The sequence below is a fragment of the Streptomyces sp. NPDC002574 genome, from assembly GCF_042889545.1.
GTDB lineage: Bacteria > Actinomycetota > Actinomycetes > Streptomycetales > Streptomycetaceae > Actinacidiphila.
In genome coordinates this window covers 18,664-38,716 of sequence record NZ_JBIARB010000006.1, presented here as the reverse complement: position 1 = coordinate 38,716, position 20,053 = coordinate 18,664, and the positions used below count along the sequence as shown (strand labels likewise).

At 67.8% G+C, this 20,053-nt stretch carries 16 protein-coding genes; 10 read left to right on the top strand and 6 right to left on the bottom strand.

Annotation, left to right across the window (positions count from 1 at the left end; all coding sequences use genetic code 11):
* Nucleotides 1-32 precede the first annotated feature (32 nt).
* From ACFYXS_RS15350 to ACFYXS_RS15340, 3 genes are all read right to left on the bottom strand, one after another.
* Nucleotides 33-1,184, bottom strand: a complete 1,152-nt coding sequence (locus tag ACFYXS_RS15350; protein ID WP_389248062.1) for a hypothetical protein — start codon at nucleotides 1,182-1,184, stop codon at nucleotides 33-35.
* An 11-nt stretch (nucleotides 1,185-1,195) separates the two neighbouring features.
* Nucleotides 1,196-2,572 carry a replication-relaxation family protein gene (locus ACFYXS_RS15345; protein WP_389248060.1) on the bottom strand — a complete coding sequence of 459 codons (1,377 nt, stop codon included), beginning with the start codon at nucleotides 2,570-2,572 and terminating at the stop codon, nucleotides 1,196-1,198.
* A gap of 650 nt (nucleotides 2,573-3,222) precedes the next feature.
* Nucleotides 3,223-3,465 carry a GntR family transcriptional regulator gene (locus ACFYXS_RS15340; protein ID WP_389248058.1) on the bottom strand — a complete coding sequence of 81 codons (243 nt, stop codon included), beginning with the start codon at nucleotides 3,463-3,465 and terminating at the stop codon, nucleotides 3,223-3,225.
* A gap of 421 nt (nucleotides 3,466-3,886) precedes the next feature.
* On the opposite strand from ACFYXS_RS15340, the gene ACFYXS_RS15335 reads away from it, so the two are divergent.
* A complete protein-coding gene (locus ACFYXS_RS15335; RefSeq protein WP_389248056.1) occupies nucleotides 3,887-4,195 on the top strand; it encodes a hypothetical protein in 309 nt (102 codons plus the stop codon).
* Between the two features lie 253 nt (nucleotides 4,196-4,448).
* On the opposite strand, the gene ACFYXS_RS15330 is transcribed toward ACFYXS_RS15335, so the two are convergent.
* Both ACFYXS_RS15330 and brxD read right to left on the bottom strand, forming a co-directional pair.
* Nucleotides 4,449-6,632 (bottom strand): DEAD/DEAH box helicase, encoded by a 2,184-nt coding sequence (locus ACFYXS_RS15330; RefSeq protein WP_389248054.1) that lies wholly within the window; start codon nucleotides 6,630-6,632, stop codon nucleotides 4,449-4,451.
* Nucleotides 6,629-7,978, bottom strand: a complete 1,350-nt coding sequence (gene brxD / locus ACFYXS_RS15325; protein WP_389248052.1) for a BREX system ATP-binding protein BrxD — start codon at nucleotides 7,976-7,978, stop codon at nucleotides 6,629-6,631. Before brxD ends, ACFYXS_RS15330 begins: the two co-directional genes overlap by 4 nt.
* A gap of 87 nt (nucleotides 7,979-8,065) precedes the next feature.
* Here brxD and ACFYXS_RS15320 point away from each other — a divergent pair, with 87 nt between their 5' ends.
* From ACFYXS_RS15320 to ACFYXS_RS15310, 3 genes are all read left to right on the top strand, one after another.
* Complete coding sequence (locus tag ACFYXS_RS15320; protein WP_389248050.1) at nucleotides 8,066-8,323, top strand: DUF262 domain-containing protein; 258 nt, start codon at nucleotides 8,066-8,068, stop codon at nucleotides 8,321-8,323.
* Nucleotides 8,324-8,922: 599 nt separating this feature from the next.
* Nucleotides 8,923-9,624: a hypothetical protein gene (locus ACFYXS_RS15315; RefSeq protein ID WP_389248048.1), complete on the top strand. Its 702-nt coding sequence runs from the start codon at nucleotides 8,923-8,925 to the stop codon at nucleotides 9,622-9,624.
* 687 nt (nucleotides 9,625-10,311) lie between these two features.
* Nucleotides 10,312-10,629 carry a hypothetical protein gene (locus tag ACFYXS_RS15310; protein ID WP_389248046.1) on the top strand — a complete coding sequence of 106 codons (318 nt, stop codon included), beginning with the start codon at nucleotides 10,312-10,314 and terminating at the stop codon, nucleotides 10,627-10,629.
* Here the strand turns inward: ACFYXS_RS15310 and ACFYXS_RS15305 are convergent.
* Nucleotides 10,610-11,266, bottom strand: coding sequence for an HAD family hydrolase (locus tag ACFYXS_RS15305; protein ID WP_389248854.1), 657 nt, complete (start codon nucleotides 11,264-11,266; stop codon nucleotides 10,610-10,612). The two genes, ACFYXS_RS15310 and ACFYXS_RS15305, sit on opposite strands and share 20 nt — an antisense overlap.
* Nucleotides 11,267-11,646: 380 nt before the next feature.
* On the opposite strand from ACFYXS_RS15305, the gene ACFYXS_RS15300 reads away from it, so the two are divergent.
* The 6 genes from ACFYXS_RS15300 to ACFYXS_RS15275 all read left to right on the top strand — a co-directional run bounded on the left by ACFYXS_RS15300 (nucleotide 11,647) and on the right by ACFYXS_RS15275 (nucleotide 19,629).
* Entirely contained in the window at nucleotides 11,647-12,855 is a 1,209-nt protein-coding gene (locus ACFYXS_RS15300; RefSeq protein WP_389248044.1) for a hypothetical protein, read from the top strand.
* 86 nt (nucleotides 12,856-12,941) lie between these two features.
* Nucleotides 12,942-13,394 carry a hypothetical protein gene (locus ACFYXS_RS15295; RefSeq protein ID WP_389248042.1) on the top strand — a complete coding sequence of 151 codons (453 nt, stop codon included), beginning with the start codon at nucleotides 12,942-12,944 and terminating at the stop codon, nucleotides 13,392-13,394.
* A complete protein-coding gene (locus ACFYXS_RS15290; protein ID WP_389248039.1) occupies nucleotides 13,391-14,068 on the top strand; it encodes a hypothetical protein in 678 nt (225 codons plus the stop codon). The genes ACFYXS_RS15295 and ACFYXS_RS15290 overlap by 4 nt, the downstream gene beginning before the upstream one ends.
* Nucleotides 14,065-17,160, top strand: a complete 3,096-nt coding sequence (locus tag ACFYXS_RS15285) for a hypothetical protein (protein WP_389248037.1) — start codon at nucleotides 14,065-14,067, stop codon at nucleotides 17,158-17,160. Before ACFYXS_RS15290 ends, ACFYXS_RS15285 begins: the two co-directional genes overlap by 4 nt.
* Nucleotides 17,157-18,527 (top strand): serine/threonine-protein kinase, encoded by a 1,371-nt coding sequence (locus ACFYXS_RS15280; RefSeq protein WP_389248035.1) that lies wholly within the window; start codon nucleotides 17,157-17,159, stop codon nucleotides 18,525-18,527. Before ACFYXS_RS15285 ends, ACFYXS_RS15280 begins: the two co-directional genes overlap by 4 nt.
* A gap of 40 nt (nucleotides 18,528-18,567) precedes the next feature.
* The gene (locus ACFYXS_RS15275) at nucleotides 18,568-19,629 is read left to right on the top strand and encodes a hypothetical protein (RefSeq protein ID WP_389248033.1); all 1,062 of its coding nucleotides are present in this window, start codon (nucleotides 18,568-18,570) and stop codon (nucleotides 19,627-19,629) included.
* The last annotated feature ends 424 nt before the right edge of the window (nucleotides 19,630-20,053 follow it).

The window sequence follows — 20,053 nt, the reverse complement described above, 5'->3', positions numbered from 1 at the left end:
GGCGGGGGCGACGGCGGGCGCCACGCCGCCCGTCAGGAACGCGGAATCCCCATCCCGTCGAAGCGCTGCATGAGGGACGGCTTGCCCCGGTGAGCGGCCCGCAGTTCACCGACCCGCCGGTCGAAGTCGGCGGTGCCGCCGGTGTGGGCCTCCAAGGCGCGCAGGTCTCCCAGGAGTACGACGGCGGCGTCGTAGGCGCCGGCCTTCTTCTGAGCGATCAGGCCATCGACGTCTCGCCACGCCTGATCGATGTCCTGAGCGACCTTGTGCAAGCGTGCTTCCTTCGCCTCGGCGTCGGCGCGTGCCCGGGCAGTCTGCTCTCGCTCCCTGCGGTCGGTACGACGGCGGTAGGCGGTGTCGAGAAGTTCAGCCGCGGTACGCCGCCCCGCTTCGTCACGCGGGCCGGGGACAGTGATGGCCGCCCGATAGCGAGCCAGGAGCCCAGGCCCTGGGGATACCGGGCCCAGCGCGGCCTCGACCAGCAGGACGTCCTTGTCGGCGGCGGGAAGACCGGCAATGAAGGCGGCCAGAGCCGTACGGTCCACGCCGTCCGCAGTGGCGGCCCGGCTCGCCTCGGCGGCGACCGCCAGCAGGTCCGCGTCGACCCCCAGGAAGTCCGCCAGTGCCCGCTGCGGGCCGGACAGCGAGGCCAGTCCCGCAGGAACGGGCGGTTCGACCTCGCGGGCGTAGTTCTCCTCGTCGTCCTCCGCCAGCTCCCAAGCGGTGAGCCCGGCAAGCCATGCCACATACAGTGGCCGCAGGTCTCCCGCCGCGAGTTCGGCGCGCAGCCCCACGAAGGCCGAGAGCGTGTAGAACGTCTCGAATTCCCATTCGCAGCCATCCTCCGAGGACACGGAGAAGTCCAGCAACGTCTGTCCGGACCGGGTCCAAACACTGAGCGCGTCGTCCATGGCGTACGCGGTTGCTTCCTTGGCCGTGAGCGACCCAGCAGGCAGGCGCAGGAGGAGACGGCGGCTGCCCCAGTTCGCGTAGTACAGGTGGGCGTCGTAGAGCTGCTCGACCAGCTTCGTCGGATCGCCTTTGAAGTCGCCCCAGTGGTACTCGTTGACGAAGCGGGTCGCGGTGATGTCGGCACGAGTGGACAGCGCCCGTACCTGCCCGACCTCGTCCTCGTCCAAGGGCCGGTCAAGCGCGAGGAACTCGTAGTACTGGTACTCGCTCACGCTCCCGGAGCCTACCGATCCTGGTCACGCAGGGCGTAGAACCAGCCGAACCACCCGTCCAAACGCCGCTCGCGCTGTACCCGTTCCCGTTCGGCCTCCGCTTCGGCTTGCTCGGCCGCAGCGCGCTCGCGTTGCATGCGACAGTGCGGGCACTCGTCGCCACGCGCCGGGTCGGGGCCATCCTCCGGGTCGAACTTGCTGCCGCAAGTCGAGCAGGGCCGCAGTGAGGCGCGCCATCGCCGGTACTCTTCCTCCTCGCGGCGCTCTTCCTCCGCCCAGGCGGCCCGCTGTGCGGCAAGACGTTGTTCCTCTCGGCCTTCGAAAGCCCGGCGGTCGTCCGGGTTGTCCAGCGCATCGGCGAGCACTTGCCCTGAGCCGTGGCCGAAGCGCCACCAGATCGCCGCGCGAGGGCCGTTCTGGCGCAGCTCGTCGAGTGTGGTGGCCAGCACGGGCACAGCGTCCGTGTAGTCCCAGTAGTCGTCGCTCTCCGCGGTGTTCTCGATGTGGCGCCCATAACACCACTGACCCTGCCAGTGCTCGCGTGAGAGGCGGACGACCTCTTGTATGCGTGCTTGCTGGGCCTTGGGCCCGACCTGCTTGGTGAACACGAACGCCACCGGTGGGTATCCGTCGCGACCGGAGGCCTGCCAGAGGGTCGACCACAGGGGGATTTGCTGCCCGTTGTGGTCCTTCGCGGTGCGCTGGAAGAACCGGCGGTAGCGAGCGATCTTGTCTGCCACCTTGGCCGGTGGCTCGGTGCCGTTGTCGACCTCCACGAACAGCACTGGCAGCCCGGCCTCCGGCGCGGTGAGCACCGCGTCGGCGCGCAGACTGCCCTTGCCCGGCGTGGTGAACGTGCCGCTGATGGGGAGAGCGACCTCGGTGTGCCAGCCGTGAAGTGTCCCCAGCCCGGGGGGCCTGACGGGCATCAGCCTCGTCGGCCCTGCAGCGGGCGGTACACCCCGGCGTACAACCGGCCTGGTCAGCTCCGGCGGCGATTGTAGGAACGCATCGATGGTGTCGGTCACCTTCACCGCGTGCGCCGCGCCGGCCCTGGCTGCCGCCTGCGCTGTACCGCCCATCTCTGCGAGCGGCCGGTCCAGCTCGGTGGCAGCCGCGGCTAATCCGGCCGTGGTGAGATTCCACAACTGCTCGCTGACCGGCCGCCCCGACGGATTCAAGCCGGTCATCTTGCCGACCGATTCCAACAGCCCGGCATCTCGGAGGTCCTTGCACGCGTTGCGGACGGTCTGCCCGTCGGTGGTGCCCGGCAGGACCAACTGCCGTAACTGCGCAGCCGTGGCGACCTTCACTACCCCCAGCGCCAGCAGCACCAGACTCCGCGTTCGCGCCGTCGACCCGAATCGCCACCGCTTGGCACCCGCCATCGACCTCTCCCTCCCCTCCGCCCCCAGTGCCGCACCCCCACACGCGGACCCACGTCCGCGCCGCACGGCGCCAGCCGGACATCCAGGGCTGGGCGGGCACCCGGGGCCCCACCTCACAACCCCTGCACGACCACTCCACCACCCCCCACTGACATACAAGACCAGAAACAGCAGGAGCAAAGGGGTTGTCGAGCCACTCGCGACCAACCAATACACGGACTGACCTGCAGAAACCCTTCGCACGACGGGGAAAGTCACCGTAGGGCGGGGTGTAGGGAGGACTGTAGGAACCGCGATAGCTACCTCTGTCAGCGCGGAAGGCAACCGCGGTCACTGACCCAGAGAAACCTGTCATGGCATGCACCGCGCTCAAGTCACTCGCCGATCACCGCTCAACTCACCGACAGCTCATGGCCTATGAGCCGCCCAGGCCGGTCCTGCGCACCAGTTTGAGGTGCGACAGGTAGTGGCTGGGCAAGCGGGAACTCACCGCTATCTACGATCGCGCTCAGCACCAGGGCTACAGGTCGTTGCCGGTGAGTAGCGCGGGTCCACGGCAGTGAGGCCGCGCCGGTTCGCAGCCCTCGGAGACGAGCGGACCGGCGCCGCGCTGCAATCATCGTTGGCTCAGGTATCGCTCGCTGCGCCAGCTATTCGCCCGGTCCAGAGCTGTCAGCGACAAACGACCCTTGCCCCAAGACCGTACGCAGCCTGCCCTCAGTGCGCAGCGCCGCCACAGCCTTCTGCACTGTGGAGGGCGCAACGTCGAGCTCAGCGGCCAGCGCGTTCACAGCGGGGAAGCGCTCCCCCACTGGGTAGGTGCCGGCGTCGATGCGACGGCGCAGTTCGTCCCGCACCTGAGTCCATACGGGAACGCTCCGGTCAAGATCCATGGCTTCAGCGTGCGCGAATACGCGAAAACAGGCGACCGCGTATACGCGAATACGCGTATGCTCGATAACGAAAACACCCCGACAGTCGGGCAAGGACTGCCGGGGCTGAGCCGATCGCTACTGAGGAGCGAACGACAATGCGAAGCCTAGTGGCCGAACTCTTGAGCATCATCCTGCCCGCCCGGGGAAAGCGCCGAGCCGAACCCGAGCCAGCAGCCGCCGTCCGTCCCCTTCCGCCGCCCACTCCCCGGGCTCCCCGGGCTCCCCGTACGGCAACGGTGATCGACGCCGAGACACTCCCACTCGTACCCCGGTATCTCGAGGCTTTCGAGCAGGCACGTGAACGGCAGGCCCAGCGGGATCGGCGAAGGTCTCTCGCACTGGCAGCCATGGGACAGGACTACGTGCCGGAGCGCGTGGCATGACTGACGACGCCGTGGCTGGACTCCGCCTGCTGCCGTGGGAAGGTCCCAATGGGAAGCCCGTGTACGCGCCCGACGGCAATCCCGAGGGCGTGATCGCGCGACTCGCCGACAGCATGGAACGCGAACAGCTCGCCACAGCGTCAGGCACGCTTGAGCTTGCCCGTCAGATGCTTGCCGTTACTGAGCCGCTGTCCCCGGACCAATCGCGCTTCGTCGTGGGACGTCTCTGCAACGTCCTGTCGAACACGCTGCGGATCGCCGAGTCACGCGGCATGCGTCTGACGACCGGAGGCGCCGATGCGTAGACGCGAAACGCCGCTGATGACTATGCGCGTATCGCGCGACGGCGGGCAGACGTGGGGGCGCCGCCTGCGCTTCCGCAGCGGCGACAATCTCAAGCCCCTCCAATCCTCGGTGTGGCCACCGTGCGAGTGCCGCCGATGCATGCCGGGGATGCACCGCTCATAGCGACCCGTCCGGACTCAGAGGCGCCCGTGGCGGCCTATTGACGCACAGGCCGCCACGGATGCCTCTCGGTTCATGACTGCCCGGCTTGCCTCAGCCAGATCCGAGGTCATGGTGAAACCGGACGGGCTCTGCAAGCGCCGCGTGCGCTCCCTCGAAATCTGCCAGCCTCGCCGCGACTGTTTGGATGGCGAGCCGTTCGGGCAGTGCGGCTGAGAACTTCAAGCCGCGCACAGCACGTCGGTCCACGTCCGGTAGCACGAGGCGCTCGTCAGCTCCGTTGAGAGCGGCACGCCACATCGCAGGCGAGAGATCCTCCCGTAGGCGCAGCCAGCAGTCGTTCGGTCTTTGGACAGGGTCGGCGACTGAGGAGAGCGTGGCTGCAAGAGTGGCGTTCGCCCGGTAGCCGGCCCACGTCCACCAGCGAACGTCGTCACCGACCCGCGTGATGAGTGTCCCGGTCTCCTGCACGCTGCCCGGACCCTCATTCTCGCGTACGTCGGCAAGACATGCCTCGGCGCGCCTGGTCAGAGTGACCGATGGTGTGACACCGAGCAGGATCTCCCGCATGGCCTGCGTCAGGGCATATGACAGTCCCGTGACTCCGCCGTTCATCCACTTGGCGACGCCGCCTCCGTCGGCAGGCTCGACGAAGACCCGCTTTCGCCCCCAGTCGACGAACGTGACCTGCCAGCTGCGTCCCCCCAGTAGCAGCCGCCTAGGCCCTGGCCGCTCCTCCGTCAGTACGGATGGGTCTGTCTGGCCGATCTCCACCCTCCCAGACAGAACTGTGAACTGCGGTGGCGCGGTGAACGAAGCGGTCAGCTCGATGAAGTGCCTCTTCCCGAAACGGCGTTCCGCTTCGGGGCCGACGAACAGCAGTCCACTGTCCTCATCCAGGAAACCCTCGTCGACGAGGTATCTGAGGATCGGAGCAGCGGAGCGGTCGAAGGGCGTGAGGCCGTTCCATTGCTCGGGCCACAGCTGGTCCCCCAGCTTGTGCTGTTGCAGCGTGGCGGCGAGAAGCTGCTGCGCGACGAGATGGCGCGGCTCGGGCGGCGCAACCACGGGCTCCACCCAGGCTCGTGCCCACAGCAGGAGCAGTCCGGCCGCCTGCAGCAGCGTTTCCTTGCGGGTGGTGAGGAACAGACAGTTACGCGTGGTGCCGTCACGACGGCCGGTGCGTCCGATGCGCTGGAGGAACGAGGCGACCGAGGCGGGCGAGTCGATCTGGATGACGCGGTCCAGGTCGCCCACGTCGATGCCCAGTTCCAGCGTCGAGGTGGAGACGATCACGCAATCCCTCGCCTCGGCGAACGCCTGTTCCGAGCGTGCCCGTTCGTCGGCGGAGAGGGACGCGTGCGACAGGAAGACCGTCACGTCGCGTGCCCGGAGTTCCGCGCCCAGCAGTTCGACCTGGCGTCGCGAGTCGCAGAAGACGAGGCGTTTCTCACCTCGGTGCAGTGCGGCAATCACCTTGGCGGCGTTTTCCAGCGAGCCGACGTAGTCGAGCTCGACCTCGCCCGCAGGTCGGGGTACTTCCTGAGCGGGAGTTTCGTCGGCCGGAGCCGGCTTCCCTGCGCGCGGAAGCACTACGCCGGGCGCGATGACGCGGCCGGGCCGCTTCCCGTTCCCCGATCCCTGCAGCCAGCCCAACAGGTGCTCCGGGTTGCCCACGGTGGCCGAGAGTCCGATCCGCTGGATAGGTCGCCCCGTGACCCTCTCCAGCCGTTCGAGTACGGCGAGTAGGTGCCAGCCTCGATCGTCGCCTGCGAACGCGTGCACCTCGTCCACGACGACCGCCCTGACATTGCCGAGCAGGTGCGCGTGGTCGGTCTTGACCCCGATCAGCATCGCCTCGAGGGACTCCGGTGTGGTGAGCAGGAAGTCCGGGGGCTCAGTTCGGATGCGCTGCCGCTGCGATTCCTTGGTATCCCCGTGCCAGAGCGCTGCTCGACGGCCCATCCACTGCGCGTACGAGTCGACACGCGTGACCAGGTTGTTGAGCAGCGCCTTGAGCGGGCACAGGTACAGCACCGACGTACCCGTCCACTTGTGGCCGGCCATGGCAGAGAGCAGCGGGAAGCAGGCCGCCTCGGTCTTGCCGCCCGCCGTCGGTGCCAGGAGTACGGCGTCCTCCCCATCCATGAGGGGCGTGATCGCATCCCGCTGGAGGGGGCGGAGGTCCGGCCAGCCGAGCGAGTTCACGATGTGATGCAGCAGGACGGGGTCGAGCCGGTCGAGCACGTCGCCGTCGCAGCTCTCCGGTGCACTCACAGTTCCAGCTCGATGTCGTCGGCCGAGGCGCCGGAGGCGGTCAACGCGGCAGCCAGGTTGCGCTCGACATCGGTGAGTTCACTGCTGGCGACGGTCAGCTTGTAGTGCCGCCGCGGGTCGAAGTCGTCGAACTGGTCGACTCGGTCGAGCACGTCCCCGACCAGCTTCTTCAGGAACAGCCGGGGAGCCACTCCGACCTTTCCCCCGAGGGCCCCGCCGACCGCCCGCGCCAGATCGGCGACGTAGTTGTCGTCCACCACTGTCCCGATGCGCTCGGGAGACGTTGTCCCCGCCGCAAAGAGGTCGCGGATGGTGACGCCGAGGCCCACGAGCGACTCCTGCGTGAAACCGGGGAGCCTGACCTGCACAGCCCGCGGGTTGTCAAAGCGAGGATCGGTGGTGAAGTCGGTGGCGAGGCGCTGCGCGAGGGGGGCGAGGCGCTGTACGCCCTGCTGGCCGTCGTAGAAGGCAGGCGTGCCCGTGATCACCAGGTACAGGCCGGGGAAGCGCCCCGAGTGCACTTCGTCGATGAGCTGCCTCAGGGCGTTGAGGGCCTTGTCGCGCGCATCGGAGCGCACTCGCTGCAGGGTCTCGACCTCGTCGAGGACGACGAAGAGCCCCGTGTGCCCGGAATCCCGCAGGACGGTGAGCAGGCCCTGCAGGAACCCGAGCGCGCCGAAGTGGTCGAGGTCCCCCCGTACACCGGCTGCTCGGCGCGCGGCCGCCGCGACGTGCGGCTGTCCGCCGAGCCAGGCCATCACCGCGGCCGCGGTCGCCTCGTCGCCCTCGGCCAGGGCTGCCCGGTAGCCACGCAGTGCGGCGGCGAAGGACGGTGCGTGCCGGGAGACCTCGGCGAGGCGAGCCAGGAGCAGCTTCTCGACCTCTTGCGGCAGTTCCTCCTCGGTGGCTCCGGCAGCGAGGGCGTCCTCCTCCAGCGCGTAGAACCAGGCGTCGATGACGGGCCTCAGTGCGCTGGGCGGAAAGCTGGAGGTGGTGAGTCGTTCGGTGAGCCTTCGGTAGACGGTTTCCAGCTTGTGGAGGGGTGTCTCGTTCTCCGAGATCTGGATCTCGGCCACCGCGAAGTTGCGCCGCTTGGCCCGCTCCCCCAGCCAGCGGGTGAAGAAGGTCTTTCCTGAGCCGTACTCGCCTCGGACGGCCTTGAACACCGACCCGCCGGAGGCCACCATGTCCAGCTCCGCTTCGAGCGCCGCCTCGAAGCGGTCCAGCCCGGTGGCGAGGAGGTCGAGGCCGCTCTCGGGCACGGCTCCGCGCCGCAGCGCATCGATGACGGCGCGGCGGCGTGCCGTGCTGACCTGGGTGGGACGCGTCGATCCGGTGGCACTCACAGACGCCAGTGTCCCATTGCCACCCATGTGTCGTAGGCCCCCTGGGGACCACGGCCTGCGGCGACCCGATGGGCAATCGTGACGGGGATGACCAACTGGGTTGACGGTGACCCGATCAAGCTGGTGAAATCACTCTCTGTACAGGGTGGTGCAAGGCAATGGGGGACCCTTCGTATGGCTGCGCTCGACAACGTCAAGCTCAAGGAACTACTCGCGGACGTCGCCTCGGGGACACTGCAGCTACCGGATTTCCAGCGCGAGTGGAAATGGGACGACGACCGTATCCGGGCCATCATCGCCACTGTGACCCTCGACTATCCGCTCGGTGTCGTCATGACGCTTTAGACGGGCGGCAGTTCACCTTTCCGGGCGCGCACGCTCACGGGCGTCGGGCTGCATGAGGAGCCTCGCAAACCCGAGTTGCTGCTGCTGGACGGTCAGCAACGTCTCACCTCTCTGTTCCAGGCACTGTGCCTGGACGTCCCGGTGGATACGGCAGACACCCGCAACAAGCCGATCAGGCGCTGGTACTACATCAATGTGGCCAAGGCCGTCGGACCGTCCGCTGACCGTGACGAGTCGGTGATCTCCGTGCCGGAGGACAAGGTCCTCCGGACCGCCTTCAACCGAACGGTCGTCCTCGATCACAGTACCGAGGAGAAGGAGTGCGCGGCCGGTCTTTTCCCCTACACTTCATCTTCAACGAAGAGGCCGTGGGTTCAAATCCCGCCACCCCGACGGTATAGCAGCAGGTCAGGGCCATGATCCTTCCAAGGATCGGGGCCCTGGGCCGTTCCCGGGTCCGTCTTGGGAGCCATTTGGGAGCCAACCTCGGCATCCGGCTCCGCGGCGGGAGCCGAGCGGGTATGCGGAACGCCTGAGCGAGCCCCCACACCGCCGCTACGGTCGCTTCCACGGGTCCGCGCCGTCGGGGAGGAAGCCACATGCAGGACAGATCATCGGAGCAGGGTTCGGGGAGTGCGACGACGTCCGGACCTCTCATCGCCGGAGAGGTAGCGCTGACCGAGGTCATAGCCCGGCTGCGGCAAGACCGACCGGTCTTCCACTCCGAGGCAGACCTCCAGCACAGCTTCGCGCGCGTGCTGTGGGAGTTGGCACCCAAGATCCAGTCCAGACTGGAAGTACGCCAGCACGTATCGGACGCAACCGGCCGCGAGTACCTCGACCTGCTCTGCATCGGCCCCTCAGCCCGCACGGCCATCGAGTTCAAGTACTTCACGGCGAGCTGGGCCGGAACAGCTGGGCAGCCCCCGGAGGAGTACGCGCTGAAGTCGCACGCCGCCACCGACCTGGCCCGACTGGGCTTCGTCTCCGACATCGCCCGCCTGGAGCGCTTCGGCAACCGCCCCGACCAGAACGGCCTGGCCCTTCTCATCACCAACGAAGTCGGCCTGTGGCTGCCACCGAAGCAGGACAACACCCGGGACCGCGACTTCCGCCTCCATGAGGGACGGGCGCTCTCGGGCCAACTCCTCTGGAGTGGCGGCGACTACGAGCCGAACACCCGAACGCTGCGAGCCTCCTACTCCCTCAACTGGCAGCCGTACTCACTGCAAGACGGACCCCGAGGCGAGTTCCGCTACCTCGCCGTCTTCGCCGACCCGCATCCCAACTGGAGCTACTGAGAATTAATGCGTGATGTCATCGGGGCTTGTGGCGAGGCCGGTGTCGCGCCAACGGACCGGCGGCGCTCCGCAGTAGCAGCAGCTGATCGCCGGTCAGGTCGCGGGACAGGTCGGTAAGCATGCCATCGGGCGCTTGCGGTCCTCACAGCGGGCACAGGCTGGCGGGGAACATTGGAACGAGGACCGGCTGCCCGCAGGCGGCCGGCACGACACCGAGGGGGTCTGTTGGCGTTACAGATCCGACTCTGCGGGCGCGAGCTCGGTCTCGCTACGGGTCTGCAGCCAGTTCAGCAGCCGAAAGCCGCGCTTGCTCTGCTCAGCGCTTACCCACATGGCGGCTGAGAACGCTGCGACGGTGAGCACCATAAAGGTCCGAGTACGAGCGTCTGCGGGCCGGTGAGTGGCTGGGGCTGGCCTAGGGTGTCCGTCGTTGTCCTTCGTGTCGGTCGGTACAGGTGATCCAGCGTAGGAGCCGCTTGGGGCGAGCCGTGCAGATATCCGGTGGAATGCCCGTGACCGGGTGGGGTAGTTGGGGGTGTCGCACGGTCCACCCGGCCGGAGGCTCACGACCCTTCGTGCTGGCGCCGGGCCCGCTCCTCCGCTGGGCCTTGCCCTGGCTTCGGCGAGGTTCCGCGCGTTCTCCTCGGGCGTGTACCTGCTGGTCGGGGACGGCGGCGGGCGGAGTCCGTGCTGCTCCTGCCCCAGGCGCGCAGCACCCTCGACTCGGCCCTCAACGACCTGCTGCCGGAGGCCGAGAATCAGTGCAGTGTCCTGCTGGGCGACCTGGCGGCGGTCGAGGCCGCCGCAGCAGGCAACCCGGAGGCCGCCTGCGAGTATGCGACGCGAGCGCTGGAGCGACTGGCTATCACCTGGTACATCACCGGCAAGGAACGGGTGCGTGAGGTAGGGCGCACTCTCGCGCCGTGGCAGCCCGAGCCATGCGTCCGCGAACTCGATGGCCGCCTCTACGCCTGGGGAACCACGGTCAGCGCCCTTCAGTGTTGAACTTCGCGATGATCTGCGGCAGTTTGGCGAGGAAGTCGAAGCGCATCGTCGTAATCACGTCCGCGTCCGAATCGTGCTGGTGGCTCCTGCCCCACGGTCCGCGGCGAACCAGCGCCGTCAGAAGCCCCGCCTGCACCGCAGGGCGGATGTCGTTGTCCAGCCGGTCCCCTGCATAGAGGATCTCGTGGGGTTCGGCTGGCGCTGCCTCGATGACATGCTCGAAGAAGGCAACGTCCGGCTTCGATGCCCGGCAGCCGTCGCTCGTCGCGATGAGGTCCGAGGGCAGGTCGAGTCCTCGCAGTAGCCCGCCAGCGCGGACGGTCTCGTTTCCCGCGACCACCCACAGGCCTGCGGCCCGAACGGCCTCCGGCGTCGGCCGCACGTCCGGATACAGGTCGTCCTCGCCGAACCGCTCCGACTTGCCGGCCCCCGCCCGTCGCTCGCGCTCCTCAGCGAGGTCGAAGTCGGGGCGGAAGACCTGGAACGTCTCGCGGTAGTCACGCCCCCGCGCGATGACCGCCCCGAAGACGGCGGCGAATGTGTGCCGGGGCACACCCAGCCAGTCCGCCCACGTGCCGTACTCGCGAGTCTCATCCACCAGGCACTCACCGACGTCGAACACCACAGCGCGAATCATGCGGGCGGCGTAGCGGGAGACAAATCGGTGAGTGCCGAGGAACCTCCGCTCGGGATCGAGCGCAGAGCGGGACACCGTCCTGGCCAACGGGTCGCTTCTTGTGTGTACGCAGGCCTTGCCGGGACCGAGGACCACGGCCTCGACGTCGCCCACGCCCCTGGGCATGACCGTAACCCGCTATCGACCCGCGACCTTCCTAGCGGATCGGCTACCCTACGTGCTGTGGGTAGGACTGGGGGCGACGAGATCAGCCGGGAGCGCCAGCTTCTCCCCTGCACCTTTCTGACCGTCGAATACGAAACAGAGTCCGACCTCGCCCCGGCAGAACCGCAGCTGAAACCCCAACCCTAGGGTCAGGACACTCGAGGAACGGCTCAGTGGTGGACGAGCAGTTCGGACTGGATACGGTGGCGGCCGAGGAGGCTGTCGTTTCTGTGTTCAAGCAGATCGTCGCTGTCCTTGCGCGCCAGGCAGACGCAGCGATCGATGACCCGGCTCTACTCCAGCTGGCGAACAGGCTCTTTGCTGCGTTTGCCCGCGCGGGTGAGGAGGGGATGACAGCTGAGCAGATAAGGGCGGCATGTGCCGATTACCCGGACGAAGCGATCGACAACCGCCTGGGCGTCCTGCGCAAACTCGGCGCGATCCAGCCCGCGTTTGATAAGCCCTACCAGCGCGAGTACCGAGCCTCGTTCACTAGCTACGTGTCGATGCTGTTCGTCCAGCGGATGCTGGTACGCGGGGGTCAGTCGGAACTGCACCAGCTTCTGACGATGGAGAAAATCAGACTGGAGGGCGGGCAGGGCACCGCTGAGGAAGCCCTTGAGGTCGTCGTTGGGATCACCACGGCGCTTCGACTCCTCGTCGCCGAGCTCGTGGCGCTGACCGTCGGCGGCACTGTGGAGGCCCTACTGGAGCGCGCTCCACTGCTGTGGAACGCGAAGTCGCTGATCGACCAGGCATCTGCGGTGCATGAGATCTTGCTGGAGTTCTGGCCGGAACTCAGCCGTCAGTGCGGGCAGCTGCGGTCGGCGATCGCCGCCTACGGAGACGCCTCGACGAACGCGTCGGCACGCCTGATGGCCGCAGCTGGGACCTCGCGGGCGCTGAACCTGCTGCCACCCGAGATGTGGAAGCGCTTCGCGCGGCAGGCAACCGTGGAGGAACTCGCGGCGGTCTTGGCCGACCAAGTCTTCGACGCACCTTCCCCATGGCACGACGTCGCCGACCTGGCGGAGGCCGTTGCCGGCAGACCGCAGCCCACCAGTGGTCGTTCTACGCCGCCACGCTCCCGCGTCCCCGATGACGATGAGCGGCCTTCCCAGGAATGGTCCGACGCGGAGGCCGAGCGACTAGCAGGAGTCGCCGAAGAGGTACTCAACGGCGGGGACTCTGTTGCGGTGGAGCACCTGCTGTCGACTGTGGACTGGGTGACGGCGCGCCGCGTGCTGGCCGACCTGGTTGCCGCGAGCAACAACGACCGGCTCGGCTACCGACTGGCGTGGTCTGGTCCGGTTCAGGTACGGGCCGGCAGCGTGCCGTCGTGGCTTACCCGTGGCGTATTCGAGCGAGTGCGGAGGCCCGCGTGAGTGGTGCGGAGGCGGCGCTGTGGTGGGCGAGGGCGCGTGCCGAAGGGCCGCTGCGCATCCCGTCTGCGGCCAGAACGCCCGCGGGCATGCTGCGGCTGGTGGAACGGGGTGGTGAGCGCTGCTGGCTGCTGCCTCGCCCGCCCGACGAGGTGACGCCGGCCGTGCTACGCGAGCTGCGGATACCGACACTCTCAGCGGAGTTTCCGAAGGAGACCAGCCGGGTCCTGGCTGCGGCGCTGCGCTGCTGCTGGGTCGACGTCCAGGCAAGTCCGTGGCCTGGGCAGCCTGCGAGGCTGCGCGAGGTGCTGGATGTGGTGGACCAGCTCATTCCCGGACGTGAAGAGGAGGCACTGCATCGCCTCGGAACGGGGGCGCTCCGCCGCCTTCATGTCAGTCGGTGGCTGGACATAGATGAGGAGACGCAGAGGGTCTGCCTCGGCCCCCGGGTGGCTACCTGGCCGGACCAGGATCTTCCGGCGCTGCGCGAGTTGCACCGGGAGTTGCCGCCTCCGCGCTCTGACGGGGAGCAGGATCAGTGAACGGCTTGTTCGATGACCTGCTGCAGCCGCTCGGTGATAAGCAGCGCGATGCACTGGTCTCGGCTTGGAGCGCGCTCGAGTACGGCAGCGAGCCCGCCAGCGAGGCCGCGTTGCCCGCACTTCGGGACGCGGCGCTGCGCCATCTGCTTGACCAGATGCTGCAAAGGACCGGCCGTACGCTCGTTCACGCGGGCGACTACGTGTGGACCTCGGGGTACCGGGACGACACCGCTGCGGAACTCGTGACGAATGGCTGGGGGATATTGCCGCCACTGGAGCGAGCCGCGCTGATATTGGTACTGATCCACTCCGTCGCGATTCCCAGGGCAGAGGGGCGCCTAGTCAGGGACGACTGGCAGTCGTCCCATCCGACCACACCAACCCACCTGCGGAAACTTTCACAAATTCACGGGCAGCGGCGCCTGTCCGATGCCCTGCAGTGGCTGCGCGCGGCCGGGCTGGTCCGCATGGTGCGCGGCGCAGATCGCGAGACAGCCGGCGCCTCCTACGTCCCGGGGCAAGCGCTACGCCGGCTCACTCCGGCCGCGGGCCAGCGTCTGCAGGAGAATCTGATTCTGGCCGTGGGCCCGGACACCGCGCTCGCTACAGCGATCATGGTCCGCCGGAGTCTGGGCCGCTCAGAAGTGGCAACCTCCCCGAGGAGTGGTTCATGAGCGGCAGCGCGCCGCAAGAAGAGGACATCGTTGGTGAGCGTGTCCTGGTCGGCCTGCAGAGCGTGCACATCTCCCGGCTGTCCACGCATCCCGTCCCGATTGCCGCTGGCACTCTCATCGCCGTGGCCGGGCAGGGGCCGAAGGACTCCAATGGGGCGGGGAAGTCGTCGCTGCTTGCCCAGATCAGCTTGCTGCATGCCGATGAGCAGTGGCGATTCGGCTCCGGCGCGCCCGCCGCAGTGGACCTGCTGTTCAACTCCGAGGACGCTGGCGGTGAAGACCGCTGGGGCAACGCTGACCATGGGTACCTCATTGGCGTGTTCGCTCCCGCCGCCGGGACCCTCGATCAGCTCCAGGCCAGCGCTCTGACCGTGTGGATCCGGATCGACCGCAGCAGCCAGAAAGGTCCCCGGCTGAAGCTGCGCTGGCAGGACGGGCTGCATCTACCCACCGGCAACAGCGAGGCCAAAAGGGAGCAGGATGCTGACTCGGTTTGGCAAGCACTGCCTCCGCGGGCCAAGCGAGAGGACTTGGGGGCCCGTGATCTTCCGCGCACCCTCTACGGGGAGCACGTGCGGTGCGTGTCGTTCCTGTCGACATCGGTGCGGGCGAGCATGGCCCCGAACCTGCTCGCCCAACCTCTGAACGAGATCTCCGAGCGGCGGATCTTCGAGGCGATCGCGGCGCTCACCGGCATCGACCACGAACTGGAGACGGAGCGTCGGGCACGCCGCCACGAGTACGCCCGCCTCCAGGAGGCCAGCGACGCCGAGTCAGACCTTGCCACCTGGGAGGAAAGCGCCCAGGTCACCGAGGGCGGTATCGACGCCCGGGACAAGGCGCGCGGGCACGTCGCGGAAGCGGCCGACCGTTGGCGGTCGCGCACGGCACGCTTGCTGTGTGATGCCCTCCAGCGAGAAGCCGAAATCCAGGCCGAGATCGCCGGGATCGACACCGAGATCGAGCAGGACAATCGCACGACACAAGGGCTGGTCGGACAGGCGGCAGAGCTGGCCGATGACAAAGCATTCACACGACGGCGGCAGGACGCCATGACCACGTTCGGCAGGCACGACGCTGACGATCGCGAGCTAGGCAATCAGATTGCAACACTCGACCAGCAGATCGAGGACACCGACCGCCTTCTACGCACGGCCAGGGAAACGGCCCGAGACGCTGACGGCCGTGACGAGCCAACCGCCAACCGGGAACGCACCGACGCGGACATTGAACTGGAAGAGACGGTCAAGGCGGTCGGAGTGGCGGAGAGGGCGCTCTCCGACGCAGAAGCATGCCTGCGGGACACAGAAAGTGGCAGGGACCTGGCCCGGCAACAGATCGACCTCCTCGCAGCCGGTGGGATCAGCAGCATCTGCCTGCTCGACGCCGTTGTGCTCACCAAGTCGCAGAGGCCAAAGTGGGAGCCGGCCCTCTGGCCTTACCGTGAGGCGGCCGTTGTGAACTCCGCCGATCTCGACAGGGCCAGCGTGCTCTTGGCGGGCGTACCTGGCTCGACCCTGATTGCCGCCAACCTCACCACGAGTGCGGGGCGCGCCAGCCTCCCTGACAATGCCGACCAGCAATACGACCTAAGCGGCTTCCTCGCGGCCCTCGACGCGCGAACCACTGCCCGCGCCGACCCTGACCGGGTTCACGACGACGCTGGCATCGTGATCATCAGCGGGTTTCCGAGACCCGTGACGGGCCGTGCCGTCCGCATCGCTGCCGCACGAGAGCGCGTCCGACAGGAATCCGTCGCCCATCAGCGGGCCCAGGAGAAGCGGAAGGCTGCCGGGCAGAAGGTCACGGCCGCCGAGCGCCGGCAGAATGGCGCAAAAGCCGCAGTCGAGGCCACCCGACTGAACGGACGGATCGGCAACCTGCGGAACAAGGGGCAGGTCACCCGGGACGAGCGCGCGAAACTCTCCCCGGTACTCGGCGCGGCACTCGCCGAGCGGGACGAGGTGCTCCGCCTAGCGGGTGTCCGCCAGCAGCAGATCGAGTCTCTGCAACGTCAGAAGAGCATCATCGACAACACAATCAAGGTCCGGCGAGAAAAGCGCGAGAATCTCGCCAAAGAACAATCAGAGCTCAGCATTCCGGGACTGACCGCTCGCTGGGGCGGTACCCCCGACTCCGCCACCCAACACCTGCTCGCCCTGCCGGACGACCAGCAGTCCTGGACGGCCGAAGACTGGTGGGAAGAAGCCCGGGAGCTGCTCAGTACCGCGATATCCCAATGCTTCCCTCCCACCGCTTCTGACAGCATGCCGACGGAGATCGCCGTCCTGCTGGAGGAGTCCAGCCAGCGCGGACCCAGCAGCAGCCAACGAGCACAGGTCGCCTTCGCCCCGCTACGCCACGCACTCCACGTCTACCTGCGCCACCAAGAAGGTACCGACAAGTACGAGCGCCAGCAGATCGCCATCCAGCGCAAGGAACGCCACGAGAGCCTCGGCGCCGCGCGCCTCGGCCACGAGGAGGCGGTCCAGGCCAGTCGGGCCCACCGCGGGGCGCTCGCCTCCGCCATCAAGAAGAAGCTGGCCGACGTCGCGGCCGAGTTCGACCGGCTCGACGGGGCCTACGGCGGGTACGGGGCCTCGCTCCAGTACGACGAACCTCCGCCGCCGACCGATCCCACCGAGGACTGGGGCTGGAAGGTCACACCGACGTGGCGGCGCGCTGAGGGACGGCGGCACATCCCTTACGACCGGCGGGCCAACACTGCACAGATCGACGATCGGGCGATCAAGCTCGTATGCGCCGCCGCAGCCGCGAGCGGCACAGGCCGGCCGCTGGTCCTCGTCCTCGACGAGCTCGGCCGCAATCTCGGCAAGCAGCACCGCCGCGAGGCGGTCGCCCTTCTCGGGCAGATCGGCAGAGAGAGCGGAATCACCGTAGTCGGTGCACTGCAGGATGACATGGAGTCCTACGCCATCGACGCCTGCGGCGAATACATCAAGCTGCGCCGCAGCTCAGACTCCAGTCCGTACAACGAGCAGCCGGTCGTCGTCGGCTATGACGAGCAGGCCCCGCGTGTTGAACTGCTCCGTGCCTGGCTGACCGCCAACGAGTACCGTGAGCTGGCATGACCGCCCGCTCCCGCCCGCGCGGCTTCGCGATGCGCCACCTCAGCGTCTACCCCGGCCTCACCACGTACGCGGTCCCTCTGCCCGAGGGCAACTACAGCATCGACCGCAACGGCAATCCGAAGATCACGCGGGTCACTCTGGAGCCGGAAGACTTCCCGGCACCACGCCGCCCGCCCGGACTGACCGAAAGCCAGTGGGCTTTCGCCACGAACAGCCCCCGCCGGTGGCAGTCCGCCCTGACCAAGTTCGGGACCCGCGCCGAGGCCATAGCCACAGAGCTCGCGCGCAACGGCTGCATCGTCCTCGAATGTGACTTCCGCGACGCCCGAGTGGTCCTGCCACCCCGCGGCTGGGCCCCCCACCCTGAGCTGCAAGCGGCCCAGCAAGAACACAACAGCCAGCGCGCCGCGCGAAGGACCGCTCAGGGCGACGAGGCAGGCCATCTTGCCGTCAAGCTCGCTCCCTATCCGGCCGCCGGGCCACTGGTGGCCATCCTCAGAGCGCAACGGGACGGGGCCTACCGTGACCACGTTATCGAGACAGCCCGCGTCTTTCTCGCCGACGAGACTATGTCGGGCACGGGCGAGGTCGCTCCATGGGCCGCTGTGCGGTGGCTCAAGCGCGGAACGAAGACGGACTACGAAAGAGACCAAGAGTCGCTCGCTGAGGGCGGCCAGGGAGCGGTCTACGGCGGCGTGCACAAGCACGCCCGCATCCCCATCGCTCTGAAGCAGCTCCGCTACGGCGACGAGGACTCAGTGCACCGCATGCGCCGCGAGATCTCCATCGGGCACCTCTACGGAGAGCACCCGAACGTCATGCCGGTGCTTGACTCTGACCCAGACGGGCGGTGGTTCGTCATGCCCCTCGCGAACGGAAGCGCCGCCAGCCACGCAGAACGCCTGAAGCGGGAGACCGGAGCCCTCCAGGACCTCGTCACGGCGGTTTGCGAAGGACTGCGCCACCCGCACGCCGACGACCGGGTCCACCGCGACATCAAGCCAGCAAACGTCCTACTCCTCAACGGCAAGTGGGTCGTGGCGGACTGGGGACTAGGTCGCCAACCCCGAGGGGAGACTAGCGTTCCGCACCGAACTCGGACCGGCACCGGTTTCGGGTCCGAGGGATTCGCCGCGCCGGAGCTGTCGTCTGGAAACCCCCATAACGTGGCAGCTACCGCCGACATTTACAGCATTGGCCGGCTCATCGCAGCCATCCTGACCGGGGAGCGTCCGGAGCAGAACCTCCCGCTGCTGCCCGCACGCGGACCATGGCGAGCCGTCGTAGCGGAGGCAACCCGCCACAAGCCGACCGACCGACCGCAGGACGTGGACGAGTTTCTCCGCCTCCTCAAGGACATCCCGTGACCGTTCCCACGCCGTCCCAGCTAAAAGGATCATGTTGTCGATGACGCGCATCGCGCTAGAGCCGTACTTCCTGCACCAGGACCAGGTTCAGTCCCTCCTCGGCGAGCAGCGGGCGGAATCCGCGCGGGCGCGGGCTGCCCGCAGGAGCGAGCCCGAGGCAGCGTTGCCCTACGTGCTCGCCACAGAACTGGCCGAGGCGCTCTCCTCGCTGGGAGTCGAAGAGCTGGCGAGGTGCGTCCTGCAGCAGGACCTGCGCACGGGGCAGGTCGTCGGCACTGAGCTCGAATTTGCGTTCCAGCGGGACCGGGACCGCGACGCCCCAGGCTTCAAGCCGGTCAGCTTCACGGCGGTGCTCGACGCGGGCGAGCCGGTACGCGTCACCGGCACATTCAACTCGGCAAGAACGGCAAGCTCGTCCGCGACCGGCAGCCTCGCCGGGAACAGGCGGGCCTACCTGATCGGAACGGTCACCAATCTCAGTGCAGCGCAAATTGAGCTCAGGCCGGTCTTCATCGGAATCAGGTCGTTCGTCGATGACCGCCTTGTCGCTGGAGGCCCGGCACCGAGAGCCCGGGTGTACCCCGGCGACATCGGCCAGTTCAGCGGGATCGACTTCGCATCTCCCCTCACCAAGGCCGAGGGTGAAGCGGTCCTGGGCGTCCCGGAGGACGCGGTGAAACTCGCCTTCGCCAGGCTGATCGGCGAGTCCTACGTTCCGAAGGACTGGGGTGGCGAGCGCTCCGATCTCTACACCTCACGAGTGTTCGCCCACGGGCGCCAGGTCTCGGCCGCCTGGCTGTTCAAAGGACCTGGCTACCCACGCGCCATGGACGTCAAAGCCCTCGGCAAGAACGGCGACCAGATCGACCGGCTGTTCACCGAGCCTGCGGAGCTGCTCGTTCTGCAGCACTGTCATCAGATCAAGCCGAGCGTGGTTGGCATGATGGACGCCTACGCCCACGACGCCCGACGCCCGCGCTCCTACATGATCATCGACGGGGCGGACACCGGACGCATCCTGAGGTCGCTGGGCCTGCTCCCGGCAGGTCTGCCTCTGCAGAACCAACGATCGGAAGCCCCAAGGCAAACTGAGCTCTTTTAGTGTGGCCACTGATCGAGTGACGGGCTCGGAACCGCAACACACCAGGTACCCATGCCGTTGGGGGAGGTGTTCGAAGTCGCAACCCACAGGCGCGGTAGTGACGGACCCGATTCCTATGCACAAGTACGGGCTGCGCGTCCGGCGGTGCGTGTCGAAGCTGAGCATGGCGCCAATGGGCGAACCGTGCTCCAAACTCCGTCCACGGCGGCGCTGGCGTCGCCCTCTCCTGGGGCTGCGCCCAAGATGTCCAGCGGCTCCTTGACTCTGCGAATTGAGCCGAATTCCAGAGAGCGAAGCGCGGCCGGGGGGGGGGGCGGGGGCGGGGGGGGGGGGGGGGGGCCCGGGGGGGGCCCCCCCGGGTTAACGCGCGTAAGCCCGGGGGTTCTGGGGCGGGTGTGGGGGGGGGCCCGGGTGGGGGGGTTTC

Bases quoted from the DNA above. Each gene is read 5' to 3' on its own strand.
- ACFYXS_RS15320 (WP_389248050.1), top strand. From the start codon at position 8,066: ATGACCAACTGGGTTGACGGTGACCCGATCAAGCTGGTGAAATCACTC.
- ACFYXS_RS15275 (WP_389248033.1), top strand. From the start codon at position 18,568: ATGACGCGCATCGCGCTAGAGCCGTACTTCCTGCACCAGGACCAGGTT.
- ACFYXS_RS15335 (WP_389248056.1), top strand. From the start codon at position 3,887: ATGACTGACGACGCCGTGGCTGGACTCCGCCTGCTGCCGTGGGAAGGT.
- ACFYXS_RS15295 (WP_389248042.1), top strand. From the start codon at position 12,942: ATGCTGCGGCTGGTGGAACGGGGTGGTGAGCGCTGCTGGCTGCTGCCT.
- ACFYXS_RS15340 (WP_389248058.1), bottom strand. From the start codon at position 3,465: ATGGATCTTGACCGGAGCGTTCCCGTATGGACTCAGGTGCGGGACGAA.
- ACFYXS_RS15280 (WP_389248035.1), top strand. From the start codon at position 17,157: ATGACCGCCCGCTCCCGCCCGCGCGGCTTCGCGATGCGCCACCTCAGC.
- ACFYXS_RS15345 (WP_389248060.1), bottom strand. From the start codon at position 2,572: ATGGCGGGTGCCAAGCGGTGGCGATTCGGGTCGACGGCGCGAACGCGG.
- ACFYXS_RS15285 (WP_389248037.1), top strand. From the start codon at position 14,065: ATGAGCGGCAGCGCGCCGCAAGAAGAGGACATCGTTGGTGAGCGTGTC.
- ACFYXS_RS15315 (WP_389248048.1), top strand. From the start codon at position 8,923: ATGCAGGACAGATCATCGGAGCAGGGTTCGGGGAGTGCGACGACGTCC.
- ACFYXS_RS15305 (WP_389248854.1), bottom strand. From the start codon at position 11,266: ATGATTCGCGCTGTGGTGTTCGACGTCGGTGAGTGCCTGGTGGATGAG.